Annotated in this window: 21 protein-coding genes and 1 riboswitch; of the genes, 16 read left to right on the forward strand and 5 right to left on the reverse strand. The window is 59.7% G+C overall.

The features are described from left to right. Positions 1-68: 68 nt before the first annotated feature. The 3 genes from ACOYO3_RS05400 to ACOYO3_RS05410 all read right to left on the reverse strand — a co-directional run bounded on the left by ACOYO3_RS05400 (position 69) and on the right by ACOYO3_RS05410 (position 4,200). Complete coding sequence (locus ACOYO3_RS05400) at positions 69-1,973, reverse strand: ATP-binding cassette domain-containing protein (protein WP_002519071.1); 1,905 nt, start codon at positions 1,971-1,973, stop codon at positions 69-71. Between the two features lie 427 nt (positions 1,974-2,400). Beyond that, a complete protein-coding gene (locus ACOYO3_RS05405; protein ID WP_002519070.1) occupies positions 2,401-2,829 on the reverse strand; it encodes a MarR family winged helix-turn-helix transcriptional regulator in 429 nt (142 codons plus the stop codon). Between the two features lie 426 nt (positions 2,830-3,255). Beyond that, positions 3,256-4,200: a sugar-binding transcriptional regulator gene (locus ACOYO3_RS05410; RefSeq protein WP_002515447.1), complete on the reverse strand. Its 945-nt coding sequence runs from the start codon at positions 4,198-4,200 to the stop codon at positions 3,256-3,258. Between the two features lie 181 nt (positions 4,201-4,381). Here ACOYO3_RS05410 and ACOYO3_RS05415 point away from each other — a divergent pair, with 181 nt between their 5' ends. The 10 genes from ACOYO3_RS05415 to ACOYO3_RS05460 all read left to right on the forward strand — a co-directional run bounded on the left by ACOYO3_RS05415 (position 4,382) and on the right by ACOYO3_RS05460 (position 14,908). Then, positions 4,382-5,374, forward strand: coding sequence for a phosphotriesterase family protein (locus tag ACOYO3_RS05415; protein ID WP_002517918.1), 993 nt, complete (start codon positions 4,382-4,384; stop codon positions 5,372-5,374). A 5-nt stretch (positions 5,375-5,379) separates the two neighbouring features. After that, complete coding sequence (locus ACOYO3_RS05420; RefSeq protein ID WP_427305800.1) at positions 5,380-6,033, forward strand: orotidine 5'-phosphate decarboxylase / HUMPS family protein; 654 nt, start codon at positions 5,380-5,382, stop codon at positions 6,031-6,033. Further along, positions 6,030-6,917, forward strand: a complete 888-nt coding sequence (locus ACOYO3_RS05425) for an L-ribulose-5-phosphate 3-epimerase (protein ID WP_002515514.1) — start codon at positions 6,030-6,032, stop codon at positions 6,915-6,917. The genes ACOYO3_RS05420 and ACOYO3_RS05425 overlap by 4 nt, the downstream gene beginning before the upstream one ends. A gap of 87 nt (positions 6,918-7,004) precedes the next feature. Continuing rightward, entirely contained in the window at positions 7,005-7,673 is a 669-nt protein-coding gene (locus ACOYO3_RS05430; protein WP_002517932.1) for an L-ribulose-5-phosphate 4-epimerase, read from the forward strand. Continuing rightward, positions 7,670-8,620 carry a sugar kinase gene (locus tag ACOYO3_RS05435; protein WP_002513840.1) on the forward strand — a complete coding sequence of 317 codons (951 nt, stop codon included), beginning with the start codon at positions 7,670-7,672 and terminating at the stop codon, positions 8,618-8,620. Before ACOYO3_RS05430 ends, ACOYO3_RS05435 begins: the two co-directional genes overlap by 4 nt. A gap of 34 nt (positions 8,621-8,654) precedes the next feature. After that, positions 8,655-10,013, forward strand: coding sequence for an MFS transporter (locus ACOYO3_RS05440; RefSeq protein WP_427305801.1), 1,359 nt, complete (start codon positions 8,655-8,657; stop codon positions 10,011-10,013). 512 nt (positions 10,014-10,525) lie between these two features. After that, positions 10,526-10,639, forward strand: a riboswitch (TPP riboswitch). Next, positions 10,608-11,441 (forward strand): hydroxyethylthiazole kinase, encoded by an 834-nt coding sequence (thiM, locus tag ACOYO3_RS05445; protein ID WP_002515615.1) that lies wholly within the window; start codon positions 10,608-10,610, stop codon positions 11,439-11,441. (Overlaps the previous riboswitch by 32 nt.) Beyond that, a complete protein-coding gene (thiE, locus tag ACOYO3_RS05450) occupies positions 11,428-12,078 on the forward strand; it encodes a thiamine phosphate synthase (RefSeq protein WP_002515453.1) in 651 nt (216 codons plus the stop codon). The genes thiM and thiE overlap by 14 nt, the downstream gene beginning before the upstream one ends. Before the next feature lie 112 nt (positions 12,079-12,190). Then, entirely contained in the window at positions 12,191-13,159 is a 969-nt protein-coding gene (locus tag ACOYO3_RS05455) for an L-lactate dehydrogenase (RefSeq protein ID WP_002515491.1), read from the forward strand. 42 nt (positions 13,160-13,201) lie between these two features. Continuing rightward, positions 13,202-14,908 (forward strand): NAD-dependent malic enzyme, encoded by a 1,707-nt coding sequence (locus ACOYO3_RS05460; RefSeq protein WP_002517790.1) that lies wholly within the window; start codon positions 13,202-13,204, stop codon positions 14,906-14,908. A gap of 68 nt (positions 14,909-14,976) precedes the next feature. On the opposite strand, the gene ACOYO3_RS05465 is transcribed toward ACOYO3_RS05460, so the two are convergent. Beyond that, positions 14,977-15,219, reverse strand: a complete 243-nt coding sequence (locus ACOYO3_RS05465; RefSeq protein WP_002519066.1) for a hypothetical protein — start codon at positions 15,217-15,219, stop codon at positions 14,977-14,979. Here ACOYO3_RS05465 and ACOYO3_RS05470 point away from each other — a divergent pair. Both ACOYO3_RS05470 and ACOYO3_RS05475 read left to right on the forward strand, forming a co-directional pair. Continuing rightward, positions 15,212-15,565 (forward strand): hypothetical protein, encoded by a 354-nt coding sequence (locus ACOYO3_RS05470; RefSeq protein WP_002519065.1) that lies wholly within the window; start codon positions 15,212-15,214, stop codon positions 15,563-15,565. The genes ACOYO3_RS05465 and ACOYO3_RS05470 overlap by 8 nt on opposite strands. 105 nt (positions 15,566-15,670) lie before the next feature. Next, positions 15,671-16,693: a DUF4192 domain-containing protein gene (locus ACOYO3_RS05475; protein ID WP_002519064.1), complete on the forward strand. Its 1,023-nt coding sequence runs from the start codon at positions 15,671-15,673 to the stop codon at positions 16,691-16,693. Positions 16,694-16,702: 9 nt separating this feature from the next. Here ACOYO3_RS05475 and ACOYO3_RS05480 read toward each other — a convergent pair whose 3' ends face one another. Further along, a complete protein-coding gene (locus ACOYO3_RS05480; RefSeq protein ID WP_002525034.1) occupies positions 16,703-17,632 on the reverse strand; it encodes a VIT1/CCC1 transporter family protein in 930 nt (309 codons plus the stop codon). Positions 17,633-17,680: 48 nt separating this feature from the next. On the opposite strand from ACOYO3_RS05480, the gene leuS reads away from it, so the two are divergent. The 4 genes from leuS (at position 17,681) to ACOYO3_RS05500 (ending at position 25,316) form a co-directional block, all read left to right on the forward strand. After that, the gene (gene leuS, locus ACOYO3_RS05485) at positions 17,681-20,161 is read left to right on the forward strand and encodes a leucine--tRNA ligase (RefSeq protein WP_002525619.1); all 2,481 of its coding nucleotides are present in this window, start codon (positions 17,681-17,683) and stop codon (positions 20,159-20,161) included. Positions 20,162-20,284: 123 nt separating this feature from the next. Further along, the gene (locus ACOYO3_RS05490; RefSeq protein ID WP_002525032.1) at positions 20,285-21,136 is read left to right on the forward strand and encodes a helix-hairpin-helix domain-containing protein; all 852 of its coding nucleotides are present in this window, start codon (positions 20,285-20,287) and stop codon (positions 21,134-21,136) included. A gap of 52 nt (positions 21,137-21,188) precedes the next feature. Then, complete coding sequence (locus ACOYO3_RS05495) at positions 21,189-23,477, forward strand: ComEC/Rec2 family competence protein (RefSeq protein ID WP_002517974.1); 2,289 nt, start codon at positions 21,189-21,191, stop codon at positions 23,475-23,477. 129 nt (positions 23,478-23,606) lie between these two features. After that, positions 23,607-25,316: a DEAD/DEAH box helicase gene (locus ACOYO3_RS05500; RefSeq protein ID WP_002525031.1), complete on the forward strand. Its 1,710-nt coding sequence runs from the start codon at positions 23,607-23,609 to the stop codon at positions 25,314-25,316. Positions 25,317-25,678: the final 362 nt, after the last annotated feature.

Consider the following 25,678-nt stretch of genomic DNA (forward strand, 5'->3'; position numbering starts at 1 on the left):
GGCGAAAAACGCTGGCTACTCGGCAAGCAGATCTCCTGCTGTTTTCATCTGTCAACACAAGAAAATACTCATGGGGCTGGTTCAACGCCGGCGGGTGAGCAGACCAATTTGTGAAGCCATTTTCCTGTCGTGGACGCCGGACAGTTAGCCAGTCCCCATGCTGTTCCGGTGAAGACTACCGTGCCGCCTTGAGTCCCCGCGCCTGGGCCGATATCGATGTTGTAATCGGCCTGAGAGATGAGCCCTGGGTTATGGTCGATCGCGATGGCGGTTGCACCCCTCTCGGACAATCGGCGTAAAAATTGGATCAATTGCTCTACATCTTTGGGATGTAATCCGGTCGTAATCTCATCTAATACGAGCACGCTTTCCTGTTCCTCCCGATGTTCCTTGAGGAACTGGACGAGCTTTATCCGCTGGAGCTCACCGCCAGAGAGCGTGTTTAGTGTCCGTCCCAAGGTGAGATAGCCGAGGCCAACCTGCTGGAGCAAGGATATGACGGTGAGCACGTCATCCTGGGTGGCGTATAGTTCGCTGACCTGATTCAAACCGCTGTCAAGAACATCCGCGATCGTGGGGTTAAGCGAGCCCATTGGGAGTCGGACTGCCATCGTGGTTTCGTTGAACTTCCTGCCGCCGCAGCGCTCACACGGTGTTTGGACGTCATCCATGAAGGCCATGTCTACGTGTGTCGTGCCGCGTCCCTTGCACAAGGGGCACGCGCCTTTCCCATTCGCGCTGAACCAGCTGGTAGTCAAACCTGAGATTTTGGAAAAGGCTTCACGGATTGGGGATTCAAGACCCAGAGCAGTCAATATGGAGGAGCGGCTGGATGCTGCTAGTGGCAATTGATCGATGATGGTGACTTCCGGGTGCTGCTGGGCCAAAGCAGATGCCAGCGAACTCTTTCCGGAACCCGCCACCCCAGATACGACCGTGAGTGCCCCGACCGGAAAGCTCACAGACACATCACCCAGGTTGTTGCAGCGGGCGTGAGTGACCTCTATGACGTCGGTTGCGGGGCGAGAACGTCGATTCAGTTGGATTCCTGCACGCAGTGCTTTTCCCGTTGGGGTGTCGCTACGGGTCAAACTCCGAGGGCTGCCCTCAAATAGAACCCGTCCGCCATCATCTCCCGCGCCCGGCCCGAGCTCAACGACATGATCGCAGGCGGCCAGGACCTGCAGATTGTGCTCGACGATGATCACAGTGTTCCCAGAGTCCCGCAGTTTCCTTAGCGACCGTAGCAGGCGTTCGATATCGGCAGGGTGCAGTCCACTTGAGGGTTCATCCATCACGAAAGTTGCGTCGGTGATGGGTGCGTCCAAGAGGCTAACGAGGCGTAGCCGTTGAGCTTCACCGCCGGAAAGGGTGTCCGTCGGACGGTCGAGGCTGAGATACCCCAGGCCGATGTCGCGCATGTTGTTCAGCCTTGCTAAAACCGCTTGGCGGGGTGCCTCAGTTATCTCGTCGGTTATGGTTTTGATAAAGGCAATGCATTCATCGATACTCAAATGGGATGCTTCAGCAATGTTGAGCCCCTCGATTCGACTGGCGCGGGCTGCCTCGTTAATGCGCTGACCGTGGCAATGAGGACATACGACCCGCTTCACGATCCTACGCAGTGCGGCATCTTCCTTCTCGGTTGTTTTCGCGTTGGCTTTTTCCAAATATGACGCTTTAAGGCGAGGAATGATCCCATCGAAGATGCCATGTTTGGGATAGCCGGTGAGGGGACGCTCCAAACGGACTCCCTGGCCGTGAAGGAGCAGCTTGCGTGATGCCTCGGGCAGTTCTTTCCACGGCACATCGGGGTCGAAGAGTCCAGAACACACTAGACGTTTCCATCGATAAGTTCCAGGTTCGAACGAGGGGAAGCGGACAGCTCCTTCATTCAAGCTCCTGTCGGGGGCGATAAGCTCTTGCAGGTCGATACCGTCCACATAGCCCAAGCCGGAGCAGTCCATGCACATGCCGCGCGGATCATTCGGTGAGTACGAAGGAGAATAACCTGCAGAGGGAGACCCTGACCGGGAGAACAGCAGGCGCAGGTATGGCGCGATACCGCTGGCCGTGCTCACTGATGAGCGCGCATTTCCACTGAATTTCTTTTGCCCGACGATCGCGGTGAAGGTCAGACCTTGCAAGCCATCGACCAGGCCAGGTTTCAAGGTATTCAACCTAGCTTGCACAAAAGCCGGAAAAAGCGAGGACACGGCTTGTTGTGCCCCGGCTGCCAGAGTAGATACCAAGGAAGTTTTTCCAGAACCAGAAACCCCGGCGACGCCGACAAGCGCATGCTTGGGGATGCAAACTGTGACGTCTCGCAGATTATGTGTCTTGGCACCGTGGATTTGGATCGAGCCCACGGAGCTGCGCGAAACGATATCCTTCCTGAGGTTACGCATGGCTCGCAATCCGTTGCTGCTTGAGGGAAGAAGACAGCTTTTCAGACAAGCGAGCAAATACCTCCAGCTCATCCTTCGTCATCGACCTAATCGCCGTTTCGTACAGGGAGGTGTGCTGAAGCGAAATATCCTCGAGCAAGCGTCTGCCGCTTTCAGTTATGGACGTGCGCAGCTCTCTGCCGTCTGACTTGCTTGGGGTCTGGCGAACGTAGCCCATAACTTTCAAGCTCTTTAACGCCTTAGACAGTTTCGTGCGTGAGATCCCCATGACGAGACTGAGCTCAGATGGCAGCATCTCGTGTTCTCTGTCCAGCTGGAGGAGAACATCGTATTGCAGCCAGGAAATGTCGAGTGGATTCACTAGGGAACGCTCTGCGACCAGCTCACACTGAAGATGCATCAGGATGCTTCGGAGGTCCATTCTAGTTTCCCCTCAAATATAGTTGCCGTATGGAAACTATATCACAGTTGGGGGTCTGGTCGTGGAAGGTCGTGAAAATCCGGGTAGGGACGCGAGATTGTCGGAAGGCCAGAGCTTCACTGCTAAGTCATCCATATCGCGGCAACCGACGGGTGTGTTTCGACTGGCACTAACGCTGAAACATGTATCCGCCAACGCGAGCCAATAATCAGAGCCCTTGAGCGTAAACCTGCCAACGCAAGACCACGCGTATCAAATCCGATGTCTTACTAGACCCGGCAGTGGGATCGCTCCTCAAAGAAGCTCGCCCAACTACTGGGACGCGAAACCGTGAACCTGCCATACTGGTCCGTGTGGCGTCAGCGTTCACGGAAATCGTCCCCCGGCCAGGATGCTGTTCCTAACAGCCGGCGAGCCACTGGAATCTCAGTCAAGATGGCCTAGCACCGCCCTCGCCGTCGCTATGTCGGTTACCAGATCCGTCACCCATTTACCTCGCAGAATTGCCGTTAGGGCCGGCACCTTTTCGGATCCAAAGGCGCTGACGATGACGTGGGTGATTGATGGAATCCGGTCCAGCGGAACTGCCATCAACCCTTGACAAAAGTCTGCGTCAATGTGACGACCCCGGGTATCGACGTGATGCCCGCAGATGTGTCCTACGGCCCCGCGTGACAACAACTCTGTGTGTGCGCGCTCCGACATCACGTGGTCGAAGATCGGCGCCACCGAATGCATTCCGACTGTTCCTACGCCGGTCACCAAGATGTCTGCGTGAGAGGCCATCGCGATCGTCATACCCACTGACTCCTCGGCCTTCAACGCGGCCGCTGCCTGAGGATTCGACACCAGCACCGGAGCCGGCATCACCCGGTATGCACACCCGATTCGTTCTGCTAGCTGACGGCACAACTCGGGAGAGTCCAACAACAAATTTCCCTTGGCTGTCCCACCAATAGCCTGCACCACCGTGGCCCCCGGACGGCGTATCGGCGTCATCGCATGCACCACTGACGCCACCCCGCGCCCGTTCGACAACGCGATTACCGAATCGGGATGCATGTACGTCGTCACCAGGTCGGCTGCCATCCGCGCCACCTCGTCGGCCGTGGCATTGTCGTTGGACATCGCGACTCGGGCGCAGGTCAGCCCGAAGGTGCGTGTCAGAGCGTCCTCTAACTCGATGGCTCGCTCCAAAGGATGCTGCACTGTGAACGTGATGATCCCGCGACGCCTCGCCTCGTCAAGAAGCCTGGACACCATCGAGCGGGAGTAGCCGATCTCGGCGGCGATTTCGGCTTGAGTGGCCTGCTCTAACCAGTACCGCCGCGCGACCGTCAGCAAGGTTTGGATGTGTTCGCGATCAGTCATGAGTGTCTCACAGATGTGAATCTTTGTGGTAGGTCCACCGTTAAAACGGGAAGTAAAGCCACCATACTAGCCTTTCTGCTTAGGATGAATTCACATGTGTGAACTCATGGCCTTGCGGGGTTGCTGTGGCGGCGGCTCAATGGTTCCCGTCACACAGTCGTGAGAGAGAGGAATCACTCCAATGGCCGTCGTTCGTACCATCAATGGCGACGTTTCGCCCGACACCCTCGGCGTCGTCAATGCCCACGATCACCTCATCCGCGTCGGAGCCGGGGAGGTCTACATCGACCCTGACCACTTGCTTGACGACGTCGACAAGGCAGCCCAGGAGGCTACATATTTCGTCGAGGCCTCTAAGAGCTGGGCCGCTGGGGGAACCATCATCGACATGTGCCCGGCCTCCTCAGGCCGCGGCGTGCTCAAAACCCTCCAGGTCGTCGAGAAGGTTCCGGGGCTGCAGGTCGTCCAAGCCACCGGATTCCACCAGCAGAAGGTCTACCTCGAGTGGCGTCAGAGCTGGGTCAACCAGTACACCGTCACTCAGATCGCCGATCTACTCATCGCCGACATCGTTGAGGGCATCGACCGTTTCGACTATATGGGCCCCATTGTCGAGCGCACCAACGTCAAGGCGGGCGTCATCAAGTGGGCCACCGCCTACGGCAAGATCACCGAGTGGGAAAAGAAGTCCGGCCAAGCCGTCGCCATCGCATCTAAGGAGACCGGCTGTCCCATTAACACCCACGTGACGGCCGGAACTTGTGGCCCTGAGCAGGCAAGATTCCTTGTTGACCAGGGTGTTGATCCGGCCAAAATCGCTATCGGCCATATGCAGCGCAACTGGGATCCCTGGGTTCACGAGCAGATCTGCAAGCTCGGCTGCTACGTCGAGCTGGACGGCACTAACCGCATCAAGTACGTCCCGGATAACACCCGCGTCAACCTCGTGAAGACCCTCGGTGAGAAGGGCTACGGCAAGCAGATTCTGTTGGGCACCGACTCCGGTAAGGCCTCTTACCAAAAGGTTTACGGTTCGGTCTCAGGCATCGATTACGATCCGGCCGTCTTCTGTCCACGTCTCGTCGAAGACGAAGGCGTCGACCGCGACTACGTTAACGACCTCCTCATCAACAACGCGGCCACCTTCTTCGGCTTCGAGCCGCTGGCCGGGTGACGACGATGCCACGACTTCAGATCGCTCTTGACACCTATGATCTGCCGTCGGCCCTGGCTCCGTTGGCCACCGCCGTCGACCAGATCGACATCATCGAGTGCGGTACCATCCTCGTCCTTGGTGAGGGAATGGATGCGGTGCGGGCTATCCGGGCTGCCTACCCTGACAAGACAATTCTTGCTGACGTTCGCATTGCCGAAGCCGGGGCCAAGATCGCCCGAATGTGCTTTGAAGCAGGCGCCGACCTCGTCTCCTGTGTCGCCGGAGCATCCCTGACAACCATCGACCAAGTATGCAAAGTGGCCGGGGAGTTCGGCGGTGAAGTGCAAGTCGAGCTCGCCGACGAGTGGTACGACGCCGAGCGTGCCCGCAGATGGCGCACACTCGGCGTCCAACACGTCATCGTCAAGCGTTCCCGTGACCGCGAGGCCGCCGGAGACCTCTCCTGGAAACCAGAAGACCTCGGGCGGGTCGACGAGCTGGCAGGAATGGGATTCACCGTCACCGTCACCGGAGGAATCACCCCCGAAGACCTTCCGGTTTTCGCTGGGCATCCGGTCGGCATCGTAATTGCCGGTCGCTCAATTGTCGCTGCTGATGATCCCAAAGCTGCCGCGAAACGACTGCGCTCCACCTTGGATGAGGTGTGGCCGCAATGACCGAATCGCTGACCGACGGGGTGACCCTCGGCATCTATGAGAAAGCCCTCGTCGGCAACCCCTTGGCTACCGACGACGACTGGCGACGCTTCCTAAACCAGGTACCCGAGGCAGGATTCAGCTTCGTCGACCTGTCCGTCGATGAGTCTGAAGAGAGGATGGCACGGCTCGGATGGGACCAGCGCCGGCGTCGCATGGTGCGCCATTGCGTTGAGGCCACAGAAACCGCTATTGGTGGTGTCTGCTTGTCGGTACATCGGCGTATTGGCCCTGGTAGTGCCGACCCAGCCGTGCGCCAGCGAGCTCGGGAGGTGATGGGCGAAGGATTGCAGCTGTGCCACGACCTTGGCGCTCCTGTGCTTCAGGTCGCGGGGTATTACTGCTACTACGAGCAGATGAACGACCATGCCGAGCAGTGGTACACCGACCTCCTGCTCGATGCCGTCCCGATGGCTGCACGGCTGGGGGTCGTCATGGGCATCGAGAATGTTGACGGCACCGACGTCACCTCTATCCGGAAGGCGATGGAGTTTGTCAAGCTTGCCGACTCGCCCTACCTGCAGGTGTACCCAGACCTTGGCAACATTGCCGAGCAACAGCTTGACGTCGTGACCGAACTCGAGGCCGGGCGGGGCCACATGGTCGCGATCCACGTCAAGGATGTTAGGCCGGGCGAGCCTCGTCGGGTACCAATGGGGGAGGGCACCGTCGACTGGGACGAGTCCTTCGCTGTCCTTGCTGAGCAGGGTTGGCGCGGCCGAATGATGATCGAGATGTGGAACGACGACGCTCCCGATTCCAACACGCGCAGTGCGTCAGCACGCCAGTTCATAGAGGAGCATCTTAGGACCGCTGGAATCCCGGTTCGCCGCGCCCTCTTTTGACCCTGGGCTGGGGGCTCGGCATGAATTCCGGGCCGCCCAGTTCTGCGCCTCTACAAATTTTCATTATTGTTCAAAGGAGAACCCTTCATGCTTGAAAAGCTCAAGACAGACGTCTGTCGAGGCAACCTCGAACTGCCCCGTCATGGACTTGTGACGTGGACCTCGGGCAACCTGTCCGCTCGGGACCCTGAGACCGGCCTTGTCGTCATCAAGCCGTCCGGGATGCTGTATGACGCTATGACCCCGGACGATATGGTTGTTGTCGACCTTGACGGCAAGGTCGTGGAGGGGCATCGAGGAGCGTCCTCCGATACCGCCTCACACTTGTATGTCTACCGACGTCGCGACGACATTCGGAGCATTATCCACACCCATTCCACCTTCGCCACCGCGTGGGCGGCCACTGGCCAGGACATCCCCTGTGCAGTGACGGCCATCGCTGATGAGTTTGGGGGGCCAGTGCCGTGCGGCGACTACGCCCAGATTGGCACTGAACAGATTGGTGAGCAGATCATGAGGTTCATTGACCAGTCGCCAGCGGTGCTACTCAAAAAGCATGGTGTCTTCACTGTCGGCACCTCGATCGAGAAGGCCATCAAAGCAGCTGTCATGGTTGAGGACGTCGCCAAGACCCTCACCTACGCCAAACTCATCGGCGAGATCTCCCCACTTCCACAGTCGGAGATCGACTCCAACCACGATCGATACACCAACCGTTACGGCACTGCGGCAGCATCCACGGGGGTGACGGCATGACCTACGACATCTCGACCATCGGCGAGGGGCAGATCCGGCTCACCTGCTATAAGGGTGAACGTCTCATTAATGCCCAGCAGTTGCGTGCCACCGCAGCCTGCTCCGAGGCCAATGTGTCCGGCTTGTTGTCTCAACTTGGGCGCAGTACCTGTTGGGCCTCTGTCATGCCGAAGGGCGATCTTACTGATCGGGTCGTCAACGAGTTCCGCAGTGTTGGGGTCGACGTTTCCCACATCTGTATGAAGCCCGAAGGGCGCGTCGCGTTGTATTTCATGGAGCCCGGTGAGTATCCGATGCCTGCCCGCGTGCTCTACGACCGGGAGCACACCCCGTTCCGCGACGTCACCGTCGAGGACCTCGACTGGGAGGCCTTGCTCGATACCCGTCTGGTCTTTGTCACTGGCATCACCGCTGCCTTAACCGAGAATACTGCGGCTGTGGTGCGTCACTTCGTTGACGAGGCTCACCGCCGTGGCATTGCCGTCGCCCTCGACGTCAACTACCGGTCCCTGCTGTGGGGTCCGGAGCACGCTCGTGAGGTGTTGGAACCAATTGCAAGGATGTCGAATATTGTCTTCTGCTCGGTGCGTGATGGCAAGGCCGTCTTCGGCATCGAATCTGATGGGGAGCAGGCATGCCGCGAATTGCGTGAACTGTTTGGGGTCCCGACGGTCGTGTCTACCGATCAAATCAATGGTGTGTACTTCTCGGACGCCGAGCGCGGCGACTGCACGTTCCCCGTGGTTCAGGTGCCCGTCATCGACCGCCCGGGCGCGGGAGACTCCTTTGTCGCGGGAACCCTTCACGGGTATCTCGGAGGTGACGTGGTGCAGGGAATCCATTATGGACAGCGGACCTCCGCCTACGCTCTAACCCATTACGGTGATCTGACTCGTGTGAGCCCTAGCGAACTCAATATTCCCCCGAATACCGACATTCTGCGCTGAACCTGATCACAGCGCAGACAGGAGACACACTCACATGTCCACCTCAACAACACCCAAACAATCAGCTCTAGACCTCATCGATTCGCGTCCCTTAACGCGCAATCAGAAGAATCTTGTTGCCCTAGCCGTCGTCGGAAATATCTCCGAGTTCTTTGATATCTTCCTCATGGGTTTCGTCGTATCCGTCCTGACTAAGCCATGGAATCTGACTGGCACTGAGGCGGGCGTCATTCTCGCCTGTTCCGGTCTGGGGACGGTCATTGGTGCCATCATGTGGGGACGTCTTGCCGACAAGATCGGACGCCGCTCCTCTTTCTTCTGGTGCGTGCTCCTGTTCGTCGTGTTCACTGTAGTATCAGTGTTCACCCCAGATCGTGGCTGGATTATGCTCGCCATTTTGCGTATTGGCGTGGGGATCGGAGTCGGCGGACTTAATATCACCTCGATTCCCTACGTCCAGGAGTTCGTGCCTGCTAAGCAGCGCGGTCTTCTTGCCGGCCTGGCGTCGGTATTCATCCCCCTCGGTCTGTTCTTGGGGTCGTTAGCACAAAATGCACTGGGCGATAATTGGCGTGCCCTCATCGCTTTGGGCGCCATTCCTGTTTTCCTGCTGGTGTGGATCCGTTTCGTGCCCGAATCACCACGGTTCCTACAGAGTCATGGGCGTGATAAGGAAGCACGCGAGGCCCTAGCCTGGGCACTCGATATGCCCGCTGACGACATTGGAGATTTGCCTGCCGTTGAACACGTCCAAGACGCTTCCTACTCACTTGTCTTTGGTAAATACCGCAAGAGTCTTCTCATCGTCAGTCTGGGATCATTCTGCTTCATTCTGGGCTCTTTTACGATTCAGTCGTGGGGCCAGACCCTGCTCAAGACCGGCTTTGGCAAGTCTCCCGAGCAAGTCGGGACCCTGTTCATGTTCGTTTCCCTGGCCGATCTCATCGGGCGCTTCCTATCAGCATGGCTGGCAGACCGCATTGGTCGGAGAGCCACCATGTTGTCGTTTGGCCTCATCGGTGCTGGCGGGACTCTCATCATCGCCCTTTCGGCCCGCCTGGGTTGGGGCTGGCAGATCTTCTTCGTCGGTGTCCTCATTGCGATGGCCTTCGCCGACGGCGCCTTCGGCATCCTCAATGCTTTCGGCGCCGAGCAATTCCCCAACGAAGCTCGCTCGACTGGTCTGGGACTGGGCTACGGCATCGGCGCCACCGCCAAGATCATCGGTCCGGCGCTTATGGGACTCATGGTGGGCGGATCTGCCGTCAAGCAGAATGTCACCCTGGACGCGGTATTTCCGGCATTCATCCTGTTCGCTGTGCTGCTAGTCATTGGCGGTATGACGTACATGTTTGCCCGCGAAACTCGTGGCACCTCGCTCGACACGATCTGACCAATTAGATGATCCTGATGTCGAGGGCCTGTACCTGCCTCAAAGGATTGACCGAGGCCGTGACTTGACGGGGTGGTTTAGGGGTCCTCGACACGCCAGATCGAGCGGTGCGGAGTGATTTACGACGTTGACAGTGACATCTGGAGGTTCTTTGGTGGCCTTAACGGCGTCCACGATGGATAGACGGCATTACAGGCCTTGCTGTCCTTTACAGTGATAGATGTTGTGCTCGTCACTGGTGGCTGCTGCAGTTGCGGAATCCAACGTGTCAAGTCGTCATAGGCCGTTGCACAGCATCTCTTTGTCCCCGACAGCTCTCCATGACAACGAGGTTTCGGTCTCGGCAACCTCTGACGTAGCAGCGTCGAGAACCTCAACGTCAGGGTCAAGGTGGGGGCTATGCCGGCATGGTGTCACCCGGATCTTTGCCTAGTTGGAGCTGGTTTGAGACGGCATTTCCCGATTAGTAGGGCGAGGACCGTCGTGAGCGCACGGCACGGCGGTAGGTTAGAAGGCAACGACGCGGGAGCCCACTGATCGCTGTGGGCTGAGAGGGCGCCACGAAGGTGCCGACCGCCGGAACCTGTCCGGATCATGCCGGCGAAGGGAGTGGTTGACATGACTGAATTGTCGAATTTGGTGGCGGAATCTGTAGAGCGATTACGCCGAGACAAGCCGCTGGTGCAGTGCCTGACGAACATCGTCGTGGCTAATTTCACCGCTAACGTGTTGCTGTCTGCAGGGGCGGTTCCTGCCATGGTCGACAATCCCGAGGAATCCGAGGGATTCGCCTCCATTGCCGACGGTGTACTCGTCAACACCGGAACTCCCTACCGGGAGACCGCTGAGGCCATGATTGCTGCTGCGCGCGGTGCCGCAAGCAGCAACACACCATGGGTACTTGACCCGGTGGGGGTAGGCATGCCATGGCGCACTCGGGTGGCCCTGGATACCTTGGACGTCGCCGCTCCAGCCGTCATCCGGGCGAACGCCTCTGAGGTGTTGGCATTGGCCGGTACTGGTGCCTCCGCTCGAGGTCCGGAGGCAGGAGATGCTGTTGAGGATGCCTTGGCGTCCGCGACTCAGCTCGTCCGCCGTTACGGCTGCGTAGTGGCCATTAGCGGCCCCGTCGATCACATCCTCGATGCGGACCGGCATGTGATCGTGTCATCGGGGCATGAGTGGATGACGCGGGTTACTGGAGTTGGGTGCTCACTGGGAGCTCTCACGGCAGCCTTTGCGGGAATCCAGAATGACCACCTCATCGCGGCCGTGTCCGCGACCGCCATGTTGTGTGTGGCCGCCGAACGGGCAGCTGAGCGCAGTGCTGGTCCGGGGGCTTTCGCGCAAGCTCTTGTTGACGAATTATTCCTGGTATCACCCGACGAGGTTGGTGAGCGGGGAGGGCTCCGTGATGTCACGGCCTGAATTTGATCTGTCGGTTTACCTCGTCACCGACACCGCCCAGTGTGGCGGACCTGACGAGGTTGTTGAGACCGTGCGCCACGCTATCGCCGGCGGGGTGACTCTGGTCCAATTCCGCGACCACGACTTGTCCGATGACGAGTTCGTCGCTTTGGGGCGACGCGTCAGAGAGATCTGTGTGTCGGGAGGGGTGCCCCTCATCATTGATGACCGCGTACATCTCGTTGCCGAAATTGGGGCCGATGGTGTCCATGTTGGGCAGTCTGACATGCCGGTCGACCAGGCCCGTGCGATTCTGGGCGACGATCTACTCATCGGCTTGTCCGCTCAGACTCCCGCCCATGTGGAGGCCGCCCTGTCCCAGGGGCGTGACATCGTCGACTATCTGGGAGTTGGGGCCCTGCATGGTACTGGAACCAAACCTGAGGCTGGGGAGCTCGGCCTGGCTGAGATTCGTGATGTCGTCAACGCCAGCCCGTGGCCGGTGTGCGTCATCGGTGGGGTGAGCGCATCCGATGCTCAAGACGTAGCCCGGGTGGGATGTGACGGCCTGAGCGTCGTCTCGGCGATTTGCCGGAGTACCGACCCCAAGTCCAGTGCACGGGAACTTGCGGAGGCGTGGCGTACGGCGAAGGAATGATGACCATGGCCTGGTGTGGAGACGTGCACAAATGGCCATAGATGCTGGCATCTTGTTCAGATGAGCGGACCTGGTGCGCAGCGTTCTGAATCAGGCGCGAAGGCACCTTAAGATGACCGTCATGAGCACTTTTGACGCCACTCGTCGCGCCTCCAAAATTTCCGTTGTCGGTGCTGGTTCAGTCGGTTCTTCACTGGCCTACGCCTGCCTCATCCGTGGATCGGCCGGCCTGGTATCCCTCTACGACATCGCCAAGGACAAGGTCGAGGCCGAGGTGGCGGATCTCGCCCACGGCACTCAGTTCACCCCTGCTTCGGTCATGGGCGGTGCTGACGTCCACGACACTGCTGACTCTGACGTCGTCTTCATTACTGCTGGGGCCAGACAAAAGCCGGGCCAGACTCGCCTAGACCTCGCCGGCGTCAACGCCAATATTTTGCGTTCCCTCATGCCACAGCTCGTTGAGCAATCCCCGAACGCCCTGTTCGTGCTAGTGACCAACCCGTGTGACGTCCTCACCGTCGTTGCCCAGGAGGCCACCGGATTGCCCGCCAACCGTGTTTTTTCCACCGGTACGATGCTCGACACCTCGCGGCTGCGTTGGCTCATCCGTCAGTGGGCCAACGTCGAGCAGCGTCATGTCCATGCCACCATTGTGGGCGAGCACGGCGACTCGGAGTTTCCGCTGTGGTCGACAGCCAATATCTCCGGTGTACCGATCCGCGACTGGGCAGTTGACGGTAACCGGGTGTTTACCGAGGATGTACTGGCTGACCTAGCCCACGAGGCGGCTTACGCGGCTTACAAGATTATTGAGGGCAAGGGCGCTACGAACTACGCCATTGGCTTGACGGGCGCTCGTCTAGCCGAGGCTTTGCTCCGTCCAGGCCGCTCCGTTCTGCCATTGTCGAGCGTCATGACGGACATGCACGGAATATCGGGGGTGGCCCTATCGATGCCCTGCATTGTCTCCCGTGACGGCATTGAGGGGGTCGTCCCCGTTGCTATGGATACCGAAGAAATCGCTTCTCTCAAGGCTTCAGCGGAACGGCTGCGTGACACTTTGTCATCGATCGCTTGACCCGATGAACATCTGTGCTGCTGACCGCATAAGCTAGGGGATATGTCAGTTCCCTTTCAGTATGCGCATGATGACGACGGAGGCCTTCTAAGGATTGCGGCCCGTGGCCAGGAGGTGTTGACGAACCCTCTGGCCAATCGGGGCACTGCCTTCACTATCGAGCAGCGAAAGGCGCTTGGTCTCACCGGCCTGTTGCCGTCGGGTGTCATGACAATCACTGATCAGCTCAAGCGGGTCTACGCACAGTATTCGGCGCAGCCTGATGACCTAGCCAAGTACCTGTACCTCAACCACATGCATGACCGCAATGAGGTGCTGTATTTCCGCCTCCTTGCCGAGCATATTGAGGAGATGCTTCCAATCGTTTACACGCCGACCATCGGCAAAGCGATTGAGGAGTACAGCCACTGGTACGACCGTCCGCGCGGCATCTACCTGTCCATCGATGATCCGGAAGACATGGAGCAGGCTCTCGCACAGTTGGGTCATGGCCCTGACGACGTCGACCTCATCGTGGCCACCGATGCGGAGGGCATCCTGGGCATCGGCGACCAAGGTGTCGGTGGCGTCGCGATCACGGTAGGAAAGCTAGCCGTATACACCGCAGCTGCAGGGATTCACCCTCACCGCGTGCTCCCGGTCATTCTCGACGTCGGTACCGACAATATGGAACGTCTTAACGACGATGGCTACCTTGGGGTACGTCACCCCCGCGTGCGCGGCGAGCGTTACGACGAGTTCGTCCAGCAATATGTCGAGACCGCTCACCGGATGTTCCCCCACGCCCTACTGCACTGGGAGGATTTTGCGGCCGGCAACGCCACCCGGATTCTCAACAAATACCGCGACGACTACTGCACGTTTAATGACGACATCCAGGGCACCGCGGCTGTCGTCGTCGCGGCAGTGCTGAGCGCCGTTAAGTCGTCGGGGATCCCGCTGAATGATCACCGCATTGTCATCCATGGGGCGGGCTCGGCTGGTACCGGAATTGCCAACCTGCTGGTGCAGCTTATGGTGAGCCAGGGCGCTGACGAAAAGACGGCTCGCTCCCATTTCTGGGGGCTTGGATCCCATGGCTTGTTGCGCGAAGGTTTACGTCTGCGCGACTTTCAGCAACCCTTCGCCCGCAGTAAAGAGGAGTTGGAAGGCTGGACCCTCGATAGCCCAGACCAGTACACGCTCGGTGACGTGGTACGAAACGTCCACCCGACGATCCTTATCGGCTGCTCCGCCCAGCCCGGTGCCTTCACCGAGGACATCGTCAAGACGATGGCTGCCCAGTGTGAGCGTCCGGTCATCATGCCACTGTCGAACCCGACCCGTAAGGCTGAAGCCCTGCCGTCCGACGTACTCACGTGGACTGACGGACGTGCTTTGGTCGCGACCGGTTCGCCGTTCAAGCCAGTCATGGTCAATGGTGTGACCTATCAGATCGCGCAGGCGAATAACGCTCTGGTGTTCCCAGGAATTGGTTTGGGAACTATCGCTGTTCGGGCGTCCCGGGTCACTAGCGGCATGATCGCGGTCGCTGCCGAGGCGGTGGCGATGCATATCGATAACCGCGTTGTGGGAGCTTCGCTGTTGCCGTCAATCAAGAGCCTAAGGCCATTGTCGGCATCTGTGGCCATTGCTGTTGCCCAGCAGGCGATGGAGGAGGGCGTGGCAACCGAGGTCACGGACAATCCAGTTGAGAAGGTGTTCTCGGCGATGTGGCAGCCGCGTTACCCGCGCATCGCGGTTGTCTGATGCGCTGACTGAGAGGTCGGCTGATGCCAGGCTCGCGCTTCATGCGCATGCTTTGTATGAGGCGCGAGCTACGCTCTGATCATTAATGCCGAAATGGGGGAGGACATCCCTGACCCGTGGGTAAGCATGACGGTGGCATCGGTTCGTGGACAATCGATCGTGATCGTGCCGTGAACCTTGTGGCCTTGGGATACACCAGTGCCGAGTGAGCCTGTAGGGGGCTGGCTCGCCTGATGGATATCGGTTGACTGGTTCTCCATGATGAAGAAGGTGTAGTCGGTCAAAGAACCTTTGGTGACCGCGATGGTCATCGTCAGGGTGACGGTGTTAGGTCCCCATTCCACGTGGTCGATTGACCACCTCCCCTCGGTGTCATCATCCTTCGAGGAGAAGGGTAAAGAGGAGGCGACCGCAGTAGCCGATGCCGGAATGGGCGTCGGAGTCGAGGACGCGGATGTCGCAATGGGGGACGGCGTCGGCGTGACGGGGTTCGCCGGCTCGGTCGTGACCCGGCGTGCAACGATGACCAGCGCGACGACGAGCGCTGTCACGATGATGACGGCGATCCAGCCGCCGTGGCGTTTCGGCGGCCGGTACTGGTTGATGTCAGGCGGTTGGTTCATGGTGGCTCTACTGTACGTTGTTGCGCGCGGCTGATGTTGTCCACAGCATGGCGTCAAGACAAGGTGGCGCAGATGGGAGTTGTCCACAGATTCGAAATTGCTTGGCGAATGTGGCGGGGTCGAGACGACAACTGGAGGTATGACAGCACTACATTCCTCCACCGCTGATAACCGTGATCCGCTGACCGTCAGAACCGTCGAAGAAGCGGTGACCTTGGCGCCGTACCTCTTGGGATTTCAGCCTACTGAGAGCCTGCTCATGATTGTCGCCGACGACGGTGCCGCGTGTCAGGGTTTCGTTGCCCGAGCTGATCTCGATGGCCTCGAATCCGCCCCGGCTATGAATGCCTTCGCTGCGCGGGTCGGTCCCTTGGCAGGGCAGGGTCGAACGGTCGTCTTAGCGTTCAGCAAAGATCAAGATCGCGGTATGGTGACTCTGGCATCGGCCGTCGAGGCGATGAAGGGCATGAATATTGGTGACGCCGCGTGGACTGACGGTGAGTATTGGCGCAGTATCTTCTGCGATGAACAGGGTTGTGGCGAAAACCACCGCTTTGTTCCGGATCCGACCATTGCAGCCGAAGCGGTCTATCGCGGGCTAACCGTCCTGCCCAGTCGCACCAGCCTCGTCGATAAACTCTCGGGCCCTGGGCGCACCTGTGATCCAGATACCCGCAGACTCCTGGCCAATTCCCGGCGGCGGCTTTCCCGCAAAGATGACAACACCGTGGAGGTCAGGTGTCAAGCCCTCTTTGAGTCTGGCGATGAGATCAACGATGCGGTTGTGACGGAGCTAGCGGTTGCCGTCCAGCGTTCCGACGTAGCGCGCAGACTGTGGATGTCAATGGAACGGGCCGACGCGTCACGGTGGCTCAGAATATGGAGTCGAGCAGTCGAGATCATTCCTGATCGGATGGCGCCAGCACCGCTGTCTCTGTGCGGACTGGCAGGATGGTTGAGCGGTGAAGGAGCAGTGGCGGCGGTGTGCGCTCGGCGATGCGAATTCATGGTGGGAACAGCCGACCTGCCAGCTGCGCTGACAGTCATCGTTGACGCTTTTGTACCGCCCAAGCTGTGGGACGTGATGGACCATGACCCGGCAGTGATTGCCCACCCATTTTTAGAAGAGCAGGTAGACGAGGAGATCAACTTATCGGCGTAGCGGCGGAAGTTACACCCGCGTACCGACGAGGTGACCGGTGAGATAGGTGATCGTCATGGAACACATACCGACGATGATATTGCGGGCGACTGGACGGGTCTTTCCGCTGCCACTGGCAAGAGCCGAGCCCAAACCGGTGAGGAACAGGCCGACGATCGTTGCGGTGATGGTGATGTAGACCCGGGTCGCCGTCGGGGAACATACCATGGCCAGCAGTGGCACTAGGGCGCCGACGGTGAACGCCGCCATCGAGGCGAAGGCGGCATGCCACGGGTTGGTGTATTCGTCGGGGTCAAGGCCTAGCTCGGCCTCGGCATGGGCACGCAGCGGGTCGTGGGCGGTGAGTTCCAGAGCCACCTGACGAGCAGTGCCACGGGACAACCCCTTTTCCGTGTAGATCCCCGTGAGCTCCTCAAGCTTCTCGTCAGGGAAGTCGCGTAGCTCAGCGGTTTCCTTAGCCATGACGGTCTTTTCAATGTCGCGCTGGGAGCTCACGGAGACATACTCGCCGCCAGCCATCGACAAAGCGCCGGCGGTCAGACCAGCCAGACCAGCAATAAGGAGGGAGGAACGGTTGACGGTGGCGCCAGCGACGCCCATCACGATGCCGGCTGTCGAAATGATGCCGTCGTTGGCGCCCAGCACTGCGGCACGTAACCAATTGAGTTTCGAATTGAGGCTACCCGTGCCCTTGTCAGGTTCGTGAGGCTGACGGCTGGGCGTCGAAGAGCGAGTTGATTCGGTCGAAGAAGCGTCGTGGGCGAGGGCCAAGGCAGACATGTTCGGGATAGAGGACATCTCCGTCTCCTCCCTAGGCGTGTTCACGCCGTGCGCCGTGATGCTCACTCCGTTACTGTGCCCTTGTCCGAGACTGCCTACAAGGAAGGACAGGGAACCCTGACGCTTGGTGTGGGGAGGTTTCGCTAGACTCAAACCCATATGTGTCGCGGGTCTGGTTAGACCCGTAGTGGATCCGAGAGGTGTGACGTGAGCGACCAGGTGCGCGAGACAACGGGCTACGACGCAGTCGCAGCCCAAGAGAAGTGGTCCAAGTATTGGGAGGAGCACCGCACCTTCGCCTCCCTTGATGACGGCTCCAGGGAGCGTCGCTACGTGCTTGACATGTTCGCCTACCCCTCCGGTGACCTTCACATGGGACATGCTGAGGCGTTCGCCATTGGCGATGTGCTGGCCCGTTACTGGCGTCTGCGTGGATTCGACGTGTTGCACCCGGTGGGCTGGGACTCCTTCGGTCTGCCGGCTGAGAACGCCGCGATCAAGCACGGGACCCATCCTGCGGAATGGACCTACCGCAATATCGACACTCAGGCGGCCTCTTTTAAGCGGTACGCGGTTTCCTTCGACTGGTCGATGAGGCTGCACACCTCCGATGAGGAGTACTACCGCTGGACCCAGTGGCTGTTTAACCGTTTCTTCGAAAAGGGACTGGCCTACCGTAAGGACTCCTGGGCTAACTGGTGCCCCAACGACCAGACGGTGCTCGCCAACGAGCAGGTCAAGGATGGGTGTTGCGAGCGTTGTGGTGCTGTCGTCACCAAGCGTCAGCTCAACCAGTGGTATTTCCGCATCACTGACTACGCTCAGCGTCTGCTCGACGATATGGACCAGATCGAGGGTAAATGGCCCGAGCGTGTGCTGTCGATGCAGCGCAACTGGATCGGTCGTTCCGAAGGCGCCTACGTTGATTTCACGATTGATGGTCGCAAGGAGCCAGTGAGGGTTTTCACCACCCGTCCGGACACCCTGTACGGAGCTACCTTCATGGTGGTGGCTCCTGACTCGGCCCTGGCCCAGGAGATCGTCTCCGATGAGGCCCGGCCAGCCTTTGAAACCTACCTCGATGAGGTCAAGAAGAAGTCCGAAATTGAGCGGCAAGCCACCGATCACGAGAAGACCGGGGTGCCCCTCGGGGTCGAGGCGACTAACCCTGTCAATGGTGCCAAGGTTCCGGTGTGGGCTGGTGACTATGTGCTGGCGGACTACGGGACGGGTGCCATCATGGCTGTGCCCGCCCATGACCAGCGTGACCTCGACTTCGCCCGCACATATGGCATTGACGTCATCCCGGTCATCGACACTGGCGAGGCTGATCCTCGCGAGTCTGGGGTCGCTACGACGGGTGATGGCGCTTATCAAAACTCCGGATTCCTCGATGGCATCGCCACTAAGACTGAGGCCATCGCGACAATGTGTGAGTTCCTTGGCGAGAAGGGGATCGGTGAGCCGACAATCACCTATCGGCTGCGCGACTGGCTGCTAAGCCGTCAGCGTTTCTGGGGATGCCCCATCCCGATCATCCATTGTGAGTCCTGCGGCGACGTCCCGGTCCCTGACGATCAGCTGCCAGTCAAGCTGCCCGATCTCCGCGGTGCCGAACTTGCGCCCAAGGGTACGTCACCGCTGGCTGGTGAAGAGGCCAGCGAATGGCGTTCGGTGGCCTGCCCGTCGTGTGGGGGAGCTGCCCAGCGTGACACCGACACCATGGACACCTTCGTGGACTCGTCGTGGTATTTCATGCGCTATTGCTGTCCGCACTATGACAAGGGCCCGTTTGACGTGGAGGCAGTTCGTCGTTGGATGCCGGTAGCCCAGTACATCGGTGGCGTTGAGCATGCCACTATGCACTTGCTGTACTCCCGGTTCTTCACCAAGGTGCTGCATGACCTCGGCATGGTCGACTTCACTGAACCGTTCCAGCGGCTCATGAACCAGGGTCAGGTCATCAATGAAGGCCGGGCAATGTCGAAGTCGCTGGGCAATGGCGTGGACCTCGGCAAGCAGATCGACGAGTTCGGTGTCGACGCAGTACGTACCACCGTTATCTTCGCCGGTCCGCCAGATGAGGACATTGATTGGGCCGACGTCTCACCGGCCTCGACTCTAAAGTTTTTGCAGCGTGCCTGGCGCGTGGCCTCTGAGGTCACGAGCGATCCTGACGCTGACCTGACACAAGGCGACTCCACCCTGCGTCGGGTTACCCATCGCAGCATCGCCGACATCACCGAGTTGCTGGAGGGCGGGCGTTACAACGTCGTTGTGGCGCGGATCATGGAACTGGTCAATGCCACCCGTAAGGCCATTGATTCGGGGTGCGGCCCGGCTGATCCTGCAGTGCGCGAGGCTGTCACCTTTACTGCCCAGGCGCTATCTTTAGTGGCCCCGTACTTGGCTGAGGAGATGTGGGAGATGCTCGGCTTGGAGCCCTCCGTTGCCAACTCTCATTGGCCCACTGCTGACGAGAAGCTGCTGGTAGCCGACAAGGTGACCATGGTCGTCCAGGTGACGGGCAAGGTACGCGCTAAGCTCACAGTGAGCCCCGATATCACCGAGGCCGAGGCCCGCGAGGTGGCTTTAGCCGACGTTAATGTGCAGCGGTTTACTGAAGGCAAGGAGATCGTCAAGATCATTGCCAAGCTGCCGAAGATGATATCAATCGTCGCGAAATAACGACTTAACCCGTTCCGGCACGAGGCGGCGGGCCTGTGGATAGCAGGCTGGCCGCCGCATCGTGTTATCCACAGGTTTGAAATTGCCTGGCGAAATTCGGTTGTCCCGACGACAACTGAAGGTATGAACGACGACTACCGAGACCGTCTTGAAGACCTCATCGCGCGGCTGCCTGCCCGAAACCTGGGGCCCCGGCGCTCGGCGACCCCAGCGGAGGAGGAACCGGCCCAGGAGGAGACTCCAACTCCTCGACGAACAGTGAGCCGAGTCCATGCCTCAGCAGTGGGGGTATTGCTCGTTGTGGTGTTGTCCGTCATCGCTGTCTGGCTGATGCGCTCGAAACCTACCGAAGTGCCAGCGGGCGCTGTCATGGTGTCAACGGTGCCCGAGGGCACGACTATGCCCGGCAGGGAGACAACCGAGTCAGAAGCGTCGTCCGAAAGCACCACGCCCGCCGCGCTCCCGGTCGCAACGACGACGCCCGCAGTGGGCGCACCCATCCAGGTTCACGTGGCCGGACGAGTGAAGCATCCCGGTGTGTACACGGTTAATCCCAACGCCCGTGTCGCTGATGCCATTGAAGCCGCGGGCGGGATGACGGCGGGCGCCCACCCCGGTCGTCTCAATCTTGCTGCCCCGGTCTGTGACGGGTGTCAGGTATGGATCCCCGTGGGTGGAGACGGAGCGGTGACACCACCCGACCAAAGCGCTGGCGGTCCGGCGGGGGCTGTTGGAGGGTCGGGACGTAGTTCTGGAGTAGCAGCGGCTTCGGGTAGCGATAAAGCTCCAGTTAATCTCAACACTGCAAATCAAAGCGAGCTTGAGACGATTGACGGGGTCGGTCCAGTAATGGCGGGCAAGATCATGGCTTGGCGTCAGGAACACGGACAGTTCGCCTCGGTCGACCAATTACGGGAGATTTCTGGGATCGGGGCAAAGACGTTCGAGAAGATCAAGCCGCATGTCACCGTCTAAATCTCACCGTGATGACTATCAACGCCAGGTTGTTTCGACCCCCGATGTGCGCATGGTCCCGGTGGCCATCACGGCATGTGGGATGGCTGCTGTCGGTATCGGCGGTCATCGCTGGATGATTCTTAGTGCCGGAATTGGATGCCTTGCCGCAGGCATGATCGCGGTAAAGCGTAAGGCGTGGTTGGTTGTGGTATCCGCCGCGGTGGGGTTGACCGTCCTCATGAGCGCCGGAATGCGCGACCTCGTTGTCCACCACATCGGTGTTGCTGAGCTTGCCCAGGAAGGAGCCGCAGTGACGGTGACAGGTCGCGTCGCCGCCGACCCACGGATCTTCGAGGTGAATGGTTCGGGTGGGAGCACCGTCATGATCACTCTGGTAGCCCACCGCATCGTCGCAGAAGCCCAGGCTATTGATCAATCGGTAAGGATAGTCGCCATGGCGTCGGGATCCACATCGGGCCCAGCGACGACGGTGGTCGTCGGGCAACAGGTTCAGGTGCGGGGACTGCTGACTCCGCCACGGGAAGGCCGGGCTGAAGCAGCGGTACTGAAACTACGGGCCCCGCCGAGGGTCGTCGCACCTCCCGGGCCTCTTGACCGTGGGGTCAATCGTTTTCGCGCCGGTCTGGTTAGTGCTGTCGCCGGATGTCCAGAGGGTCAACGGGCTATCGTTCCATCGCTTGTTGTGGGGGACACCGCTGCGGTCTCGGAAGAGATGTCCGAGGAGTTCCGAGTGACGGCGTTAACCCATCTCATGGCCGTGTCTGGAGCCAATCTTGCCTCCACGACGGCCCTGTTGTGGTGGATAGGTGCGTGGTGCGGCCTGAAGCGGCGAGGGCTAAGGGCGACGTCGGTAGCTGGCGTCGTCGTGTTTGTGGTGGTGTGTCGGGCTGAAGCCTCGGTGGTGAGGGCGGCCGCGATGGGAGTGGTCGCCATGGCTGCGACGGGGGTCGCATTCGACCGACGCGGTGGAATCCGAACCTTAGCTGTCGCGGTGACTGGGCTGATGCTTATCGATCCATGGTTAGTGGGATCGGTGGGTTTCTGGCTGTCAGTTTGCGCCACGGCTGGCATCTTGTGGTGGGCTCAACCGTGGTCGGTCGCGATGGAATGGGCACCAGCCTGGCTAGCGGTAGGCGTCACAGTGCCATGGGCAGCCCAGGTGACGACTCAGCCCGTCATCACCTGGATGGCTGGCACCGTATCGACTACCGGCCTCGTCGCCAACCTCGCGGCCGCCCCCTTTGTACCACCAGCCTCGACACTAGGGATGGTGACCGGGCTTCTCGCCTTCATCTGGCTGCCTCTGGGGATGCCGTTCGGGCGGCTTGCCGGGTGGTGTGTCCAACCGATTATCTGGATAGCTCACTTTGGTGCCAAGGCGCCATCTGGTCTGATCAGGTGGCCAGCAGGCGGATGGGCTCTTGGGGTGCTGGCCGGGCTATGTATGGGATTGGCCTTGATTACTCCAACGGTCTTGGCGAAGCCTTGGTTGACTGCGCTTGCAGGACTAGCAGTCATAGCAGCGATGGTCGTGCGTCCTCCCCTCCCAGGCTGGCCGGGACAGTGGCAGGTGGCGATCTGTGACGTCGGTCAGGGCAGCGCGGCTCTGGTGCGTGCTGGCCCACATGAGGCTGTCGTCGTCGATACTGGGCCAGATCCGCACAGACTGAGTCGTTGTCTGGATGACCTCGACGTTGCCCAGGTGCCGATGGTCATCCTCAGCCACTTCCACGCCGATCATGTCGACGGCCTGAACGCCGTTCATGACCATGGCCTGACGAGGGCCATCGTCGTGTCCCAACTGTCCTCTCCTCCTTGGTCAGCGAAGCGGGTGGCGCAAACGGCTGCGCAGCTGGGCGCCAGGGTTGTCGTGGCTAACCCGGGCCGTGTGATGACGGCCGGAACGGCAAAACTTGAACTATGGGGAGGAACCCAGCTTTCCGATACCGGTAAAGATGAATCAGGGGAGGAGCCTGCTGTCGAGAACAACTCGTCGGTTGTGATCAAAGCGACGGTTGACGAGTTGAGAGTTGTGCTTCCCGGAGACGCCGAGCCTGAAGAACAGCACCATATTCTGACCGGAGGCACGGACTTGTCGAGTGATGTCCTTGTGCTGCCTCATCACGGATCGGCCCGTCAAGATGAGGGTTTCTGGGCGGCGACCGGGGCAAGTGTGGCGGTGGCATCTGCTGGCCAGGGAAATCCCTTCGGACATCCCTCGTACAAGGCATTATCTCTGGCTAAACGGATGGGGATGCAGCTGCATCGCACTGATCTTGAGGGGACGGTGCTATTGGCCCGCAATGGTGGGTCCGTATTGGTCCAAACACGGTCGTGACGTTCTGCGTTGTCGGGAACGTCGTCGATAGCTGTCGGACGGCCGCGCTAACCTGATCGGTCGGTTCACAGTGAGCTGTTGCGGAAAGGAGAACAGGTGGCGTCACGGTTCACGGCTCAAGGGCCTCGTATGCCGATGCGTTTGCGCACCTGGCAGCGAGAAGCGCTGGATTCATACCTGGCTACTAGCCCTCGTGACTGGCTGGTTTGTGCTACCCCGGGAGCCGGTAAGACGACGTTCACTCTGGCCGTTGCTGCACATCTGTGGCAGGACCACGTCATCAACCGCGTCATCGTGGTGTGCCCGACCGATCACCTGCGCTCTCAGTGGATTGCTGCGGCCCGTGGACTTGGGCTGGACTTGCGCGATACAACCAATGCTGAGGCGCTCCCACCCGATTGCCACGGATGCGTTGTCACCTATGCCCAAGTCGCCCAAAAACCGGCCCTACACGCAGCCCGCGCCACCAATATGCGCACCCTGGTCATCTTCGACGAGATACACCACGCCGGCGATGTCATGAGCTGGGGATCGGGCGTCATTGAGGCCTTCTCAGGGGCCGTGCGGCGACTTGGCGTGACAGGAACTCCCTTCCGGTCTGACGAGGCCAGGATTGCCCACGTTCGATATGAGGAAGTTAGTGATGGAGCCTTCGAGTCGGTAGCCGACTACACCTATGGATACGGCGATGCCCTGCGTGACGGCGTGGTGCGTCCCGTTACCTTCGCTACGTACACCGGGCGCTCCACCTGGACTGACGCTGTGGGTGAAACCCACACGGCCATCCTCGGTGATTCCGAACTCACCAAGGCTCATGAGGAGATGGCCTGGCGCACCGCCTTGGACTCTGACGGCGAGTGGATTGCCCATGTCATGGCGGCAGCGTGGGCACGAGTGAGCCAGCTACGCGAATCGGGCACGATCCCGCATGCCAAGGTGCTTATCCCAGCCTCTAATCAGAAGGTTGCTAAGGAATATGCCGAAGTCTGGCGAGACGTTACCGGCAATGAACCGTCCGTGATCCTCTCGGAGGACGCGGCCTCGGCTAAGAAACTTGCCGCCTACCGCGATAATCCAGACAAGATTTGCGCGGTGTGTGTGCGTCTTATCACCGAGGGTGTTGACGTCCCGGACGCAGCCGTTCTCATCTACTCGACGACGGCGTCTACCCCGCTATTCTTCGCCCAGATGGTGGGACGTGTGGTTCGAGCCCGGAACCGTCGTGAACGGGCCACGGTCTTTCTGCCCGCGGTGGGACGACTCCTCGATCTCGCGTCCCAGATGGAGGAGGTGCGCGACCACGTTATCGGTCCGCCCGCCGAGCCCGACCTCATTGAGGAATTCGACGCTCGTGAGCGGTCTGAGCCGGACCCTAACGCCGGTACCTGGCAGGCCGTCGCTTCCGACGCTATCCTCGGCGAGGTCATCGACACGTATGCTCCCTCGGACGGTGGTCTCTTCGCCCTTGACGGTCTGCTCAGCCCTGAGCAGGAGCGGGCTTTGCTAGCCCGCGACGAGAAGATTCGCGCCGAACAGGCCCGTCGCATCGCCTCGGCCCGCCGCGCGTCCAAAGCCTCGAGGGAGGCCGAGGAGAGGCAGGCACGACGAGATGAGGCGGTTGCTTTACAGCGTCGCGGTGGATCCACTATTGACACCATCAGCGACCCGCGTGAGATGCGACGCGAAATACATCGTGCCTTGCTCGATTATTCCCGCCACCATGACCTAACTCCGCAGGCCGGTTGGGGCCAGCTATACCGAGAAGTTCCTGGGCCGAAAAATGAATCGGCCCCGATGGACTTGCTGCGTACTCGGTTGGAGTGGCTGCATTCTCACTGAACCAATCAGACCGATTCTGGGAACATGCGATATTTTAAGTCAGCGCATTCTAGCCTTGGTATGTGCCATGTTGCCTACGTTTGCCTTGGCTGCTGATGTTTGAGAGATGGATCATGCATCGGTAACTCATGGTGCGATTACAGTGATGCCTTTCAGATATCAGAAAATCCTTTGATCTCTGGCTCTTTCGTGGCAGCGTGGCTTTTAATTAGGAAGGGGTGTTGTGTGAAGTTTGTTTTGAAACCTCGGGATCTATGGTGAATTTCTCAACAGTGCGATGTGGCGATAGTGGAAGTCTGGCCCTAGCGGATTCGGGGATTTACCGTCGATCCCTCCGGGGCGAAACGAGAGATATTTGGGTA

This window comes from Cutibacterium sp. KBN10P07758, assembly GCF_050286205.1.
Taxonomy (GTDB): domain Bacteria; phylum Actinomycetota; class Actinomycetes; order Propionibacteriales; family Propionibacteriaceae; genus Cutibacterium; species Cutibacterium acnes.